The organism is Chengkuizengella axinellae, from assembly GCF_030730905.1.
GTDB lineage: Bacteria > Bacillota > Bacilli > Paenibacillales > KCTC-33759 > Chengkuizengella > Chengkuizengella axinellae.
This window is the reverse complement of record NZ_JAVAMP010000004.1, coordinates 48,057-62,447: the sequence shown is the minus strand read 5'-3', so window position 1 is coordinate 62,447 and position 14,391 is coordinate 48,057. Positions and strand designations below refer to the sequence as shown.

Genomic DNA, 14,391 nt, shown 5'->3' with positions numbered 1-14,391 from the left:
GGTCATCTAACTTACTGAAATAAATGGAATTAAAATTGTTATTGGTTATTTGAAACCAGACTGTTACAATAACGTATAGAATGAATGCATTTATCATACATAATAGGGAAAGAAAAAGAGGGGAGATATTTAAATGGAAGTGATTAATGGGGAAGGGAAGACGTCTAATTCCCAAATGCCTCCGTTGCCGCCTGGAACAATAAGAAAAGCGGTCATTGGGCTTGTATTGGTTCTAGTTGTTTTAGCGGGGATTACTATGTTTTATACCGTAGAGGAGCAGGAGCATGCTGCGATTCTAACATTCGGGAAATATACGGATACTGTAGAGGAATCTGGGCTGCATTTTAAAGCGCCATACCCAATTCAACAGGTCATTAAATTACCGGCTAAAAAAACACAGCAAATTTATATTGGTTATGATGTGATTAATGGACAGACTGTAGCCAAAGAAGAAGAAGCTTTGATGATTACAGGGGATGAAAACATCGTTTCCGCAGACGCAGTTGTGGAGTGGAGAATTAGTAATATTAGAGATTATTTGTACAACATAGAAAATCCAGAAGAATTTCTTAAAAACTCAGCGATTGCATCCATTCGTTCTGTGATGGGTTCCACTAACTTAGACTTTGCGATTACAGAAGGTAAAACTCAGATTCAAACGGATGTATATCAAAAATTAATCGACTTGCAAGATGTATATGCTACAGGTATTCAAGTGATGGATATTAAATTCCAGGATATTGAGCCGCCGGAAGGTGAAGTTCAAGCCGCGTTTAAAGCCGTTACAGATGCAAGGGAAGAGAAGAATACGAAAATCAATAACGCTCAGGAATATATGAATGATCGCTTGCCAAAAGCAAGAGGGGAAGCGCAAGCCTTAATCGAGAATGCAGAAGCTGATAAGAAATCCCGTGTACTGAATGCACAAGGTGACGTTGAAAAATTTAATGCCATTCATTCTGAGTATGTGAAAAACCCTGTAATTACAGAAAATCGTTTAGTAATAGAAACGTTGGAAAAAATCCTACCGAATTCTAAAATTGTGATTACAGATGATTCAGGTGACACTGTAAAATACTTACCGCTGAATGAATTAACAAACTCGAATAAATCTACAACGAAATCTTCACAAGGAGGAGAGGGTCAATGAATAAACAAAAAGGATTAATAACAGGAATCATTGTTGTAGCACTCATTATTGTTTTAGGATTCACCTCTCTATTCATTGTGAATGAAGGAGAATACAAAGTCGTATTACAGTTTGGAGAAGCGGTTGAAATTTATGATGATCCTGGGATCAAATTTAAAATTCCATTTATCCAATCGGTGACTACGCTGCCAAAAAGACAAATGTTGTATGACAGCAATCCTACACCCATTTTAACAAAAGATAAAAAACCAATAGAAGTAGATAACTATACCGTTTGGAGAATTGCAGACCCTAAGAAATTTTTGCAAACTGCACAAATCATAAGTAACGGTGAAAAAAGAATAGACAACGCAGTATACAATACCGTAAGACGTAAATTGTCTGAAATCGAATATGGAGACATTATTAGTGAGACGGGTTCCGCTCGTGGGGATTTGAACAAGCTAATTTCAGATGAAGTGGCAACGGTATTAGAACGTGATGAATATGGCATTGAAATTGTGGATGTACGTATCAAAAGAACAGATTTACCGAATGAAAATAAAGAAAGTGTCTTTAATCGAATGATTTCAGACAGAAAAGCGATTGCTGCTAGATATCTATCTGAAGGTGATGAAGAGTATCGCAAAATCACTTCTAATGCAGACCGTTTAGCGAAGGAGCTTATTGCAGAAGCACAAGCAACATCTAAGAAAATCATAGCTGAGGGAGAACAAGAAGCAGCAAGTATTTATAATGCAGCTTATGGAAAAGATCCTGAATTCTATAGCTTGTATCGTACGCTGGAGAGTTACATTACAACCTTCCAAGGTGAACCGATCATTATGATGCCAATTAACTCACCGTATGCTTCCATTTTGTTAGGTAGATAATTCAGTGCTATCATATTAAATTCATAGATCATATGAACTATAAACGAAAGTATAGGAGACCTTAATAGGAAAGGACTCCTATACTTTTAATTATGTAAGCATGCAGGAATTTATTTTATTCTTGTCGAAGAATGTTGTAACATGGTTTAATTTACTAATAAAAGTGAAGTATGTCGAAACCGAAGATTAACATTGATTATCACAAGATTAAGGAGATCAGCATATGAACAAATCTACAGTTATCGGTTTATTAATTGGACTCGGTTCATTAGTTTTGGGAATGGTTTTAAAAGGAGTAAATCTTACATCATTAGTAAATTCAGCAGCTATACTGATTATCGTTGGGGGGACAATTGCCTCCGTTATGATTGGTTTTCCGATGTATGAACTGAAAAGAATTCCTCAATTGGTTAAGATTCTTTTTACAGAACAAAAATTTATGACACCAGAAGAAACGATCGCTATTTTTAAAGATTGGGCGATGACTACAAGAAGAGAAGGGTTGCTTGTTCTAGAAAATAAAATGAATGAGGTTGATGAACCGTTTTTGAAAAACGGAATGAGGATGATTATTGATGGAAACGATCCAGATTTTGTGAGAGAAGTTTTGATGGAGGATATTGCTGCCACTGAAAACAGACATGAAACTGGAGCGCAAATATTTACACAGGCAGGAACCTACGCCCCTACATTAGGTGTACTGGGAGCTGTAGTCGGTTTAATTGCGGCGTTAAGTACTTTAAATGATGTGGATATTTTAGGACGTTCAATCGCAGCTGCTTTTATAGCTACGTTATTAGGGATTTTTACGGGGTATGTACTATGGCATCCATTTGCGAATAAATTAAGACGTTTATCAAAAAGAGAAATTGATTTAAAACTAATGATGGTAGAAGGGCTGCTTTCTATTCAATCAGGGATATCAAGTGCTGCCATTCAGTATAAGCTGTCTGTTTTTCTTCCTCAAAGTGAACGAAATAAGGAAGGGGAAGCTAGTAAGGAGAGTGTAGCTGGTGAGACATACGCGGAAATTAGATAAAGACAGTCATAAGATTGATGAATCTTGGTTGATACCCTATGCAGACCTATTGGTTTTGTTGCTTGCATTGTTTATTGTACTGTTTAGTTCAAGTGAAATTGATGCGAAGAAGATGGAAAAGCTCGCAAGCTCCTTGAATGCTTATTTAGATGGGGGTACTAGCATCTTAGAGGGAGATACAAAGGTGAAAACAGCCGATGATTTTGATAATGGTGATTTAACTACGATTGATGAAACTAATTTCACACCTCATTATGGTGAATATAATTTAGAAAGCTTAAAAAATGAACTGCAAGCATATATTAATAACAATGAATTGAACTCTCAATTGAAAATTGAAGTGAATAAATCCGAATTAAAATTAACGATTAGTGATAATATTTTGTTTGACCCTGGTAGTGCAGTTGTAAAGTTTGAATCTAGAAAACTGGCATTGACCATATCAACATTGCTTGAAAATTATCCTGATTATCAAGTGCTGGTGGCTGGACATACAGATAATATCCCGCATCATTCTGCTGAATTTGAATCTAATTGGGAGTTAAGTTCTACAAGGGCTTTGAATTACATGAAAATTTTACTCAATAATGAACATTTGGATCCTCGGAATTTCAGCTATACGGGTCATAGTGAGTATAGACCTGTTGCTTCAAATGATACAGCGGTAGGGCGAGAAGCCAATCGACGAGTAGAAGTATCGATCACTAAAAAAATAGATGAGTAATCAGCATGAGATAGCATAGAATAAAGGATTGATAAAAAATGGGTGTTAAATTTGCTAGAGAATACGATGATATTATTTCAGATTTATCTAAAGTGATTGGGGGTATCCCGCAATTTTATGATTTCTTAGATATGAATGAAAAAGATTGGTTGAGTTTGGATGAATCAGAGCAGAAAGAATGTCTTAAAACTTTAACAGACGATGTATTTTTTGCACTGGGCTCTAGTAGTAAAATTAGCTTAGGGCAAGGTACAGTGATTTACGATAAACAAAAACATAGGATCATGATAGATGTAAACAACGTCATTAATATGATTAGCTTAATTTAAACTAATCTAAATTAGAAAGACCATTGCAAAATATCATTGTGATGGTTTTTTGCTATGTTTATATGTCTTAACTTATTATAGGTTATTTTTCATTTTTTAATTTATAAATAAATCATACTAGACATTCACCCAAAATATAGGCGAATGTCTGGGGTCAAAATGTCTCGGTTTATCATACTTTAACTTAGAGAGTAGTTTTAGGAGGTAACCAATATGATTACACATGTAGTTAAAAGTGGAGAGAGTTTGTATAACATTTCACAAATGTACGGTGTCCCCATGCATATCATTGTAGAGGAAAATAATCTTGAAAGTACTGATGTAATATATGTAGGTCAAACATTGAAGATACCAACTTCTGAACAAACCCATTATGTGAAATCAGGAGAAACATTGTACGGAATTGCTCAAACATATGGAATCACAGTAGAAGAGCTTATGAGAGCCAATAATTTAACGACTACAGTCATTTATGTCAATCAAAAACTATTTATCCCAGCACCTACAGTCTCTGAGGAAGAAGGATATCATATCGTAAAAAGTGGAGAAAGCTTATGGAGTATTGCACAGTTATATAATATTCCAATTCGAGTTCTTATGGAGACCAATCAACTGACTACATCAAACATTTATGTAGGTCAAAAATTAAAGATACCTACAGGAGGCACGAGACATTTAGTAGAGAAAGGAGATACTTTGTATTCACTCTCGCGCAGGTATGGGGTAACGGTCCAAGAGATCGTGGATGCTAATGATTTAAGCGACGTAGGTGTGATTTATGTAGGACAGTGGTTGTATATTCCACCTGTGTCAGATGTGTCACTTTTCCCGACAGAACCACCGGTTGTGAACGTGTATGTTGTTAAATCTGGGGATACGTTAAATTCCATTTCACGTCAATTTAATGTACCTTTGGAAACTTTGTTGAAAATCAATAATTTAGAAGATCCGAATCAAATTTATGTGGGTCAGATGTTAATTGCTCCAATTGTTCCAGAAACAGGTGATTATCATGTTGTTGTACCTGGAGATACAATATCTAAAATTGCAGGGAATTACACAGTCAATGGATATGAGTTAATGAGAATCAACGGCATTAAAGATGCTAACCAATTAAGAGTAGGTCAAGTATTAAAGCTGCCTCCTCCAGTTCATGTTTGATGTAAAAGTATGTTTGGAGAATTTTCTAGTCATTTGTCACAAAAAATGGGCATTTGACAGGGGCAATTTATCACGGGTTTTCATATCTTATCATTGAGAAAAGTTTATGCAGGTTAAAATTTATAAATTTAGGAGGTTTTTTTACATTATGAATTATGTTGTACAGCCAGGCGATACACTTTATGCAATTGCTGCAAAACACGGAGTATCAGTACAAGAACTTATTGATGTAAATGGAATTACAGACCCTGCTTTTCTATATGTGGGTCAAAGGCTTTATATCCCTGTGGGGGGAGTAGCTGACACGTATATTGTCAAATCTGGTGATACGTTATATGGAATCGCAGCTGCTTATAATGTTTCAGTATCCGATATCATTACATTAAATAATCTTACTGACCCCAATATGTTATATGTAGGTCAGCAGCTTAAAATACCTGTGCCAATGGAACCAGGTTTAGAAACGTATGTAGTTCAGCCAGGAGACACATTATATAAAATCGCTCAAAACTTTGGAGTGTCTGTGACGGATCTAATTGAGGCGAACAATATTACAGATGCAAGTGTCTTATATGTAGGTCAAACACTTGTGATCCCGATGGCACCAGAAGAACCTGAAATGGGAACTTATGTTGTGAAAGCAGGAGACACATTAGGGGCAATCGCTAGACGTTCAGGCATTTCCTTAGAAGATTTAATGGCAATTAACAATATAAGCGATCCCAATATGATTTATGTAGGTCAAGTATTATTGGTTCCAGTTCTCCCTGAAGAAGGTCTGGCTTATCATATTGTCAAACCAGGGGAAAATATATGGCAAATCGCAAGAATGTATAATGTTAGAGCAAGAGATTTAGCAAGATTAAACAACATTACAGACCCTAGGACGTTATATGTAGGTCAAGTGCTCTTGATTCCTGAAGCAGTGGCGGCTCCTGAACCAGAACCAGAGCCGGAACCAGAAGAGGTTTATTACACTGTTCAAGAAGGCGATACATTTACGAGTATTGCAATACAATACGGTCTGACAGATCCAGATTTGGTAGAACTGTCAGAATATAATGATATGCCATTAAATGCTGTACTAGAACCAGGAACGATGTTAAAAATACCGCCAGGGTTAACTGAAAAATTCGAAATGTAGTTTTATAATGACCTGGAATAGCTCCGATGGCTCATTGGGGCTTATTTTTTGTCCAAAAATGGTACTGAATATTAACCTCCAAAATTTTAAAATAAGTGCTGAAATAGTATTGGACTTGATGCATAATAATGGCAAACAATCCTGCCCAAAAGATCGAAACTGAAGAAAATAATATTTTTGACAATCCTAAAAGCAGCAGCATAATCAGACTAAAACCTATTAGGAACAGGAAGTGTTTAAATATAAAGAAAATGGGAGGCAATAACGCATTATGTGTTGTTTTTCTCCACTGCATATAAATAACAACAATATGAATGAACCAAGCATACACAACAAAAACAAGGACAAGAGGTACAAAATTAAAAAAGATGGACTCTAGAGACGTTAGGGTTGCAAGTTTATTTTTTATGAAAGAAATGAACCAATATAGAGGAACAGCAAGTAAAACAAGATGAACAAAGGAGATAAACAGAAACGAAGCTCCTTGTTTTACAATCCCTTGAAAAAACAATGAACGGCTTGATTCTTGGTGTTTATAATGGATGGTGTAAAAAAGTCCAGCATTTAATAAGGGAGACAAAACCCATCTAAGACTCAATAAAATGATGAGAGGGGTGAGATGGTTTATTATAAAATCTACATTTGAGATTAAATATCCACTTTCAATCATAAATAATTGTTGTGCATCTTTGATTTCGGAGATAGGGATGCGTTGTGATATGGAATGAACAATGGATTGAATCCATCGATACAAGAAAATGCCCCAAATGAGCTGATACATTGAAAATAGCAAAATATACCCCATCAATTGATTCGTCGTATCCCATCCTTCTTTTATCGTTTTAAAAAACATGACTTCACCTCACCATATGATGGAGTTTATTACAGACTCTATCCAATCGGTCAATAATAGATTCCATCTTATTTTTGCATCAGATTTTACAGATGTATTTATGAAATTGTTGATATGTTGGTTTTCTAAAATGATGGTATGATCAGGGTCAATGGCAGCCCAGCTTAAAGTGGATGGATGTATGAAGTCAAAGTGTTTGTTTTTATCAGTTCCTTCCCATTCTTTTTCAATGAAAGTGCCATCCGAAAAGGAAAACAAAATGGATACTGGCTCGTAATGTATTGCACCGTTTCTGTTAATCGTTACTTTATGTTCATATAGTGGTGGTTCTTCTGGATTGCTTATTTCATTAATTTGAAGCGATTCAATCGCATAATCTACCATCTTATCTCCATATATAAATTCATGGAAGTAATCTGCCCATGATTGGTTCGTCACTTCTTCTAACACAGCTTGAAAATCTTCAGTGGACGGGTGTTTGAATTTCCATTGTTGAAAGTATGTTTTTAATACATGATCCATCTGATTTTTTCCTATGATATTTTCAATGTCATTTAAAACTAATTTTCCTCTCACATAAACGTTCTGAGCATATTCATTCTTGTATTTATAATCCCACGCATTTTGTTTAAGCGCTGCGGGTGAAGTGATATAACTAGCTTCGAAATAAGTTTTTGATCGTATGCCATATTCTTTTTCCATGACCTTATCTTCAGCATAGGAGGTGAATCCCTCATCTAACCAAGCTTCTTCAAATTCATTAGAAGCAACCATGCCGTACCAGTATTGATGTCCTATCTCATGTATAATCACTCTCTCTAATGAACTGTCAGGCTCTTTGTCTGCAGCTGCCCATGCTGTAACTAGCGTTGGGTACTCCATCCCGCCAGCTCCATTTCCTCCTTGAGGAGGAACAACGATGGATAAAGTATCATATGGATAGTCCCCATACCACTTAGTAAAATTCTCTAGGGCTGCTTTTGCGGCATAGAAATATCTTCGTTTTAACTCACTATGGAGCGGATCTAAATATAATTTAATTTTGACATTATTCGCGTTTTCTAAGTGAAATACTTCCTCTTCAACAATGAAATGGGGGGAAGCAGACCAAGCAAAATCATGAACATCAGCAGCTCTAAAGTGATAGGTTTTCATATTGTCAGATTCGTGCATGCCTGCCAGTGTTCCTGACCCAGCTACAATATATTTTGATGGAACTTTGATTAACACATCGTAAGTTCCAAAATTAGCATAAAATTCTGAATTCCCATGGTATTGATGCAAGTTCCAGCCTTCATCTTCTCGACCACGCATTCCTTTTAATTCATAGACTGCAACCTTCGGAAACCATTGTCCTGCCATAAAAAAGTCTTCTACATATCCCATTCTTGCAAAAACATATGGCATTTGGACTGAAAAGGTCATATTTAAAGTGATTTGTTTTCCAGGCAATACTGGCTCAGGAAGTTTTACTCCCATTAATGTGAAATCGTGAGGATTTCCATCATCAGGTCTAATAAAATAAGTGTTTTGAGATAGTTCTTTTCCATTGTTTGTCCACAATTTGTGTATCATCATCTCTCCATAGCTGTTTTTTTTCATATTGTCATCTCGTAGGCTGCCACCAGATTCTACAATGAAGCTTGTTTTTTTGGATTGAAATGCATTGGGGTATAAATGGAAAAATAATTCTTGCACGGGTTTTTTACCTGGATTGACCCAAGTTAATGTTTGGGATCCTATAAGCTGGTTCTCTTTATCATCAAGTTCAACATCAATGTTGTAATCTACGATTCGTTGACTAAGTGGTTCTGAGTATTCTAATGTAGATAACTGCTCCAATTGAGTAGACGCTCCGTTAGCGCTAATTGTGTCTTCCTCTTCAAAATAGCTTTTGTTGCTATCCACTTGTAAGGTGCTTAGATTACTTTGACTAAAAAATATGAAATAGAAAAGCAGTAAACAAAAAGCCGGAAGCAAAAAATACCCTAAAAATCGAACAATATGGATCAAGTCTTTTCACCTCGTATTTCTTTTACGCTATGTAATGATATTTTCTTTGAAAAGGGGTACATGTTTATGTATATGCTGGGTGTTCGTACAAATTCAAGAAAAAAGTTTGTTTCTATTGTGTATTTTTTGTATGCTTAAATGAAGGTAACTTTTAGAGAAGAATAGGCGGTGTTTAATAGAATGGATTTTGATAAAAAAGGGAAAAAGAACTTGTCCTTAAATGTTGTAAGCAATAAAGAACACAAAGGTTTTGGAGCGGGTACAATCAATTTGAGTCAGTTGTCCGGTTTAATTATAGACGGTGATAAAGCCTATATAGATGTCGGTACCCTTCATGCAAAGAGCAAGGTTGAGAAAGGGATCAAATTTCTTACAGATAAAGCTGATGTGCCAAATGGAAGAACGTGTTGGATTGCATGGGTTGCAGTAGATCGTGATGAAGAGGGTAATTCCTATTATGCAGGAGCTACAGTTTGTGAGATGCTGATTGATGAAGAAGCTAAAAGAGGATGGAAGATTCTCGCCGATCACGTGAATAAGATGGATAAAGCGCTAAAACGCAAATTTATCCTCGATGGAATTGATGATACAGAAAAAACAGCTTTGCGCACAGCTTTGATTGAGCACAATGAAGAGTGGTGGGAAAACTCAAAGGATGAACTGAAGGAAGGTTTGAAAAGTGAAAAATAAGGTGGAGTAAACCTAAATAAGCTGTATAATTTGAAATTGAATGAAGAAAAAGATTTTTAAAAGAATTGCTAATCGAATTAACAATGGTGATTATTCAAAATCATCTAAAGCTTGGTTCAGAATCCTAATTAGGAGTCTCAGAAATGAGACTCTTTTTGTCATACGTTTGCCACTATATAGTGTAAAGAAGGTAAAACATCTATTTATATTAACTTGTATAGACAACTAGAATTCTATATTGTATGATGAAGAAAATCATGATTTTTATCTAAAAGGAGAGGATGAAAGTGGAAGTTATTAAAGTAAGGGATTATAATGAAATGAGTGAAAAAGCAGCAGAGTATATTATTGAAAAGGTGAAAGCTAATTCCAAAATACGTTTAGGATTGGCTACTGGGGGGACCCCACTAGGTTTATATAAAAACATGGTGACGGATTTTCAGCATAATAATACGAGTTATCGACGCGTAACATCCTTTAATTTAGATGAGTATGTAGGATTATCGGAAGAGCATCCCAATAGTTATCGTTATTACATGAACAAGAGTTTGTTCAATCATATAAATACTTTGAAATCAAATATACATTTGCCAAACGGGAATGCAGTTTCATTGCAAGAGGAGTGTATTCGTTACGACCAATTAATACAGGACTCCGGTGGGATCGATCTGCAAATTTTAGGCATAGGGCAAAATGGGCATATTGGGTTTAATGAACCTGGAACTCCATTTGGTTCAAAAGTACATGTTGTCAGACTAACTGAATCTACTCGTCAAGCGAATAAACATTTTTTTAATCATATGAATGAAGTGCCAACACATGCGATTACGATGGGGATTCAGTCTATTATGAAAAGCAAAGAAATTTTATTACTGGCTTCTGGAGGACAAAAAAGTGTAGCTATACACAAATTGTTACAAGGGGAAGTAAGTCAGCAATTTCCGGCTTCTATTTTACAACTGCATCCCAATGTGACTGTGATTGCAGACGAGGAGGCGCTATCCTTGGCTTTAAGTTATATTTAAAATGTCTTTGAATGTAAGAAAGGAATCTTTGAGATGATTAATAAAAACTCTCCACTACCGATTTATTATCAATTAGCAGAATTAATAAAATTAAATATAGATAACGGAGATATGCAAGCAGGCGAGGCGATTCCTTCTGAACGTCAATTTGCGGAGCAATATGATATCAGTCGTATGACGGTGCGACAAGCTATTAATAATCTTGTGAATGAAGGTTATTTATATAGACATAAAGGGAAAGGTACCTTTGTATCAAATAAGAAGCTGGAGCATAAATTTGTCGGAAAGCTAACTAGTTTTACAGAGGATATGAAAAAAGAAGGGTATGAACCTAGCAGTAGGTGGATTCAATTTGAAATTATTCCAGCTTTCGATGAAGTAGCTGGTTTTTTAAAAATCGAAGAGAATGACCCTGTATATGAAATAAAACGTGTTCGTTTAGCGGATCAAGACCCAGTTGCCATTGAAACCGTTTATATGTCAGCACAGCTCATACCTAATTTAACGCAAGAACAAATGGAACAGCAATCATTATATCAATATATTGAAAAACAATATAACTATAAAATTCAAGATGGAATACAGACAATAGAATCTACTATTGCTTCAGAATTCGAATCTGTTTATTTGAAAATTTCTAAAGGGGCACCGATGTTGCTAATGCAGCAGCAAACCTTTTTAGAAGATAAAACCCCGTTAGAATTTGTAATATCGGCTTATCGTGCGGATCGGTATAAGTTTACGATAGAAATAAAGAGAGAGTTTTAACTGCTCATAGTCACTATGCGCCGTCATTAACTGCCACTTCCTATGGGTCAATCCTATTCAATCACTTCCATGTGATCATTCTGACACCAGTTCACCCACGAACTGGCATTCCTGCACTAGCTCATTCATGAGCCAGCTACGATGGATCAGTACATCCTGTACAAGTCTAACGTAGGATCAGCACTTCCTGTGCTGAAAGCTAAGATTACACTACTTTAGCTTGGCTTCACTTTTTGGGGTTTTAGTTCTGGGTCCCGCAAAAGTAATCGGATTCCGCTTCTTTAGCTTCACTTCACTTTTTTGATCTTATTTCAATCAGGGCCCCGCAAAAGTAATAGGAATATACTTCTTTAGCTTCACTTCACTTTTTGATCTTAATTTCAATCAGCCCCGCAAAAGTACTAGGGCTATACTTCTTTAGCTTCACTTCACTTTTTGATCTTATTTCAATCAGGGCCCCGCAAAAGTAATAGGAATACACTTCTTTAGCTTCACTTCACTTTTGTGGGTAAATAATACTAGTTGTTCCACCAGCGTTTCAGATCACCCCACCAGGAAGATTCCTCTGTCTCTGCCTCCTTTTGAATAGGTTCAGGATCATCGTCATGATTCAGATGCACAGAGCAATATTGTGTAGGTTCTGTTCCTTTTGCAAACGTTTCTAAGCGAGAATTTGGACATTCAGATGTGGCTAATAGTCCGGTTTCTGCATCAATATATACGCTGACTACATCGTCAGGAACAGGGAACAACTTCGGTGGGATCGCCTCCAAAGCTCGCTCCGTATATTCTGCAAAAATAGGTGAGGCAAGCATTGATTCTACTGGGCTAATGGTTAAATCTTTATCATACCCAACCCAAACCGCTGTGGATAACTCAGGAGTAAACCCAACCATCCACGCATCCGTGTTTGTAGTTCCTGTTTTTGCAGCTACAGGTCTATTTAATATGTATGAAACTCGGTGGCCTGTTCCGCCTGGATCAAAGATTCCCTTCATCAAATTGGTCATGATATAAGTATATGTAGGATCAATCACCTGCATAGTTGAAGACTCATCTGTATAAAGGACATTGCCGAATGTATCCTCTATTTGAAGAATAGCAATGGGTTCTGCTCTTACTCCTTGATTGGCAATTGTACCAAAAGCATAAGCCATTTCAAAAGGACTGACAGGATAAGTTCCTAATGCTAAGGATGGCAATGGCTGCATGGAACTTGTGATTCCCAAAGTGCGTGCAGTATTAATCACCTCTTCAGCACCTACCTGCATGATCGTATGGACTGCATAAATATTATCAGATTGTGAGATGGCTTGACGAAGATCTATATAGTCATTTGGATATTTATCTCCAAAGTTGCTAGGCATATAGAATTTTTTTCCATCATCATATGTGAATGCTGTAGGTTCACTTTTGAATTGTGAAGCGGCGGTAAGTTCATTAGACTGCAGGGCAGTTAAATATAAAACTGGTTTAAAAGCGGACCCTGGTTGTCTTGTATTTGCAAATACTCGATTGTATTGATTTTTTTCATAATCAGAGCCACCTACCATGGCTTTTACATATCCGTTTCTCGGATCGATGGAAATTAATGCGACCTGCAATTCTTCCTCCTCTTCCATTTTTTCTGCAATGACTTCCTCCGCTATTTTTTGAGCATTGGCATCTAGAGTTGTATAAATTTGATATCCACCTTGATTAAAGGCTTCTTCGGATATATTTAGTTTATCGATGGCATGTTGACGAATATAATCCACAAAATAAGGAGCAAAGGCTTTGCTCGTTTTTTTATTAGAGTTAAAAATTAATTCTTCTTCGTAAGCTGTCTTAGCCTCATTTTCCGTAATTAATCCTGACTTAACCATGGCTTGTAATACATCATATTGTCTGTTTTTTGAGTTTTCAAAATCCAAAAAAGGAGAATAGTAAGCGGGTCCCTTAGGGATACCAGCGATAATTGCACTTTCAGCTAGATTTAAATCCTTTGCATCCTTACTGAAAAAATGCTGAGCTGCCGCTTGAATTCCATATGCTGCATGTCCATAATAAATTTCATTCAAATAAAGCTCTAATATCTCTCTTTTGCTGTACTGCATCTCAAGTTGAATTGTATATATAGCTTCTTTCAATTTTCTTGTCCATGTTTTTTCATGTGTTAAATATAGATTTCTTGCAAGCTGCTGTGTGATGGTGCTTGCTCCTTGACCTCTATCCATGTTTTGTAAATTAACGATGGCTGCACGTGTTACCCCTTTTAAGTCAAAACCAAAATGATCAAAATATCGATGGTCTTCCACAGCAAGGGTTGCTTGAATGACGTAGGTGGATACGTCATCAAGAGATATAATTTCACGATTTTCACCAGTATAAAAGCTGTCTATGATTTCTCCCTGCAGGTCATAGATATGAGAGGTTTGAGGCACATTTGTAGCTGGCAGTGCTTGAGTTCGTAGATATAATAGGAATACACCCAAGCTAATCGCACAAACGATAAATAATGAGAAAAGCAATGATACCATTTTTTTAATCAATTGAATTCGCTCCTTTCTACGTTGTTCATATATTGTGGAAATGAAATTAGATGACGAACTTCTATTACTATCTAGTATGGAAAAACTTAACA

Annotated in this window: 13 protein-coding genes; 10 read left to right on the top strand and 3 right to left on the bottom strand. The window is 36.2% G+C overall.

Translation table 11 applies throughout. The annotated features are described in order from the left end of the window. The first annotated feature begins 133 nt into the window (after positions 1–133). The 7 genes from hflK (at position 134) to Q5Y73_RS11195 (ending at position 6,419) form a co-directional block, all read left to right on the top strand. Entirely contained in the window at positions 134–1,150 is a 1,017-nt protein-coding gene (gene hflK / locus Q5Y73_RS11225; RefSeq protein ID WP_305991992.1) for an FtsH protease activity modulator HflK, read from the top strand. Continuing rightward, the gene (gene hflC, locus Q5Y73_RS11220) at positions 1,147–2,022 is read left to right on the top strand and encodes a protease modulator HflC (protein WP_305991991.1); all 876 of its coding nucleotides are present in this window, start codon (positions 1,147–1,149) and stop codon (positions 2,020–2,022) included. Before hflK ends, hflC begins: the two co-directional genes overlap by 4 nt. Before the next feature lie 223 nt (positions 2,023–2,245). Continuing rightward, positions 2,246–3,061, top strand: a complete 816-nt coding sequence (gene motA / locus Q5Y73_RS11215; RefSeq protein ID WP_305991990.1) for a flagellar motor stator protein MotA — start codon at positions 2,246–2,248, stop codon at positions 3,059–3,061. Next, positions 3,036–3,785 (top strand): flagellar motor protein MotB, encoded by a 750-nt coding sequence (locus tag Q5Y73_RS11210; protein ID WP_371320193.1) that lies wholly within the window; start codon positions 3,036–3,038, stop codon positions 3,783–3,785. Before motA ends, Q5Y73_RS11210 begins: the two co-directional genes overlap by 26 nt. 38 nt (positions 3,786–3,823) lie before the next feature. Beyond that, entirely contained in the window at positions 3,824–4,114 is a 291-nt protein-coding gene (locus Q5Y73_RS11205) for a hypothetical protein (protein ID WP_305991989.1), read from the top strand. A 213-nt stretch (positions 4,115–4,327) separates the two neighbouring features. Beyond that, positions 4,328–5,275 carry a LysM peptidoglycan-binding domain-containing protein gene (locus Q5Y73_RS11200; RefSeq protein WP_305991988.1) on the top strand — a complete coding sequence of 316 codons (948 nt, stop codon included), beginning with the start codon at positions 4,328–4,330 and terminating at the stop codon, positions 5,273–5,275. Positions 5,276–5,423: 148 nt separating this feature from the next. Beyond that, the gene (locus Q5Y73_RS11195; protein WP_305991987.1) at positions 5,424–6,419 is read left to right on the top strand and encodes a LysM peptidoglycan-binding domain-containing protein; all 996 of its coding nucleotides are present in this window, start codon (positions 5,424–5,426) and stop codon (positions 6,417–6,419) included. Positions 6,420–6,450: 31 nt separating this feature from the next. Here the strand turns inward: Q5Y73_RS11195 and Q5Y73_RS11190 are convergent, their stop codons facing one another. After that, the gene (locus tag Q5Y73_RS11190) at positions 6,451–7,272 is read right to left on the bottom strand and encodes a hypothetical protein (protein ID WP_305991986.1); all 822 of its coding nucleotides are present in this window, start codon (positions 7,270–7,272) and stop codon (positions 6,451–6,453) included. 9 nt (positions 7,273–7,281) lie between these two features. Next, positions 7,282–9,285 carry a M1 family metallopeptidase gene (locus tag Q5Y73_RS11185; protein WP_305991985.1) on the bottom strand — a complete coding sequence of 668 codons (2,004 nt, stop codon included), beginning with the start codon at positions 9,283–9,285 and terminating at the stop codon, positions 7,282–7,284. A 180-nt stretch (positions 9,286–9,465) separates the two neighbouring features. Here Q5Y73_RS11185 and Q5Y73_RS11180 point away from each other — a divergent pair, with 180 nt between their 5' ends. The 3 genes from Q5Y73_RS11180 (at position 9,466) to Q5Y73_RS11170 (ending at position 11,768) form a co-directional block, all read left to right on the top strand. After that, positions 9,466–9,975: a YwhD family protein gene (locus Q5Y73_RS11180; protein ID WP_305992169.1), complete on the top strand. Its 510-nt coding sequence runs from the start codon at positions 9,466–9,468 to the stop codon at positions 9,973–9,975. 287 nt (positions 9,976–10,262) lie between these two features. Next, the gene (gene nagB / locus Q5Y73_RS11175; RefSeq protein WP_305991984.1) at positions 10,263–11,000 is read left to right on the top strand and encodes a glucosamine-6-phosphate deaminase; all 738 of its coding nucleotides are present in this window, start codon (positions 10,263–10,265) and stop codon (positions 10,998–11,000) included. A 33-nt stretch (positions 11,001–11,033) separates the two neighbouring features. Then, positions 11,034–11,768, top strand: a complete 735-nt coding sequence (locus tag Q5Y73_RS11170; protein WP_305991983.1) for a GntR family transcriptional regulator — start codon at positions 11,034–11,036, stop codon at positions 11,766–11,768. Between the two features lie 518 nt (positions 11,769–12,286). Here Q5Y73_RS11170 and Q5Y73_RS11165 read toward each other — a convergent pair. Further along, positions 12,287–14,299: a transglycosylase domain-containing protein gene (locus Q5Y73_RS11165; protein ID WP_305991982.1), complete on the bottom strand. Its 2,013-nt coding sequence runs from the start codon at positions 14,297–14,299 to the stop codon at positions 12,287–12,289. Positions 14,300–14,391 lie beyond the last annotated feature (92 nt).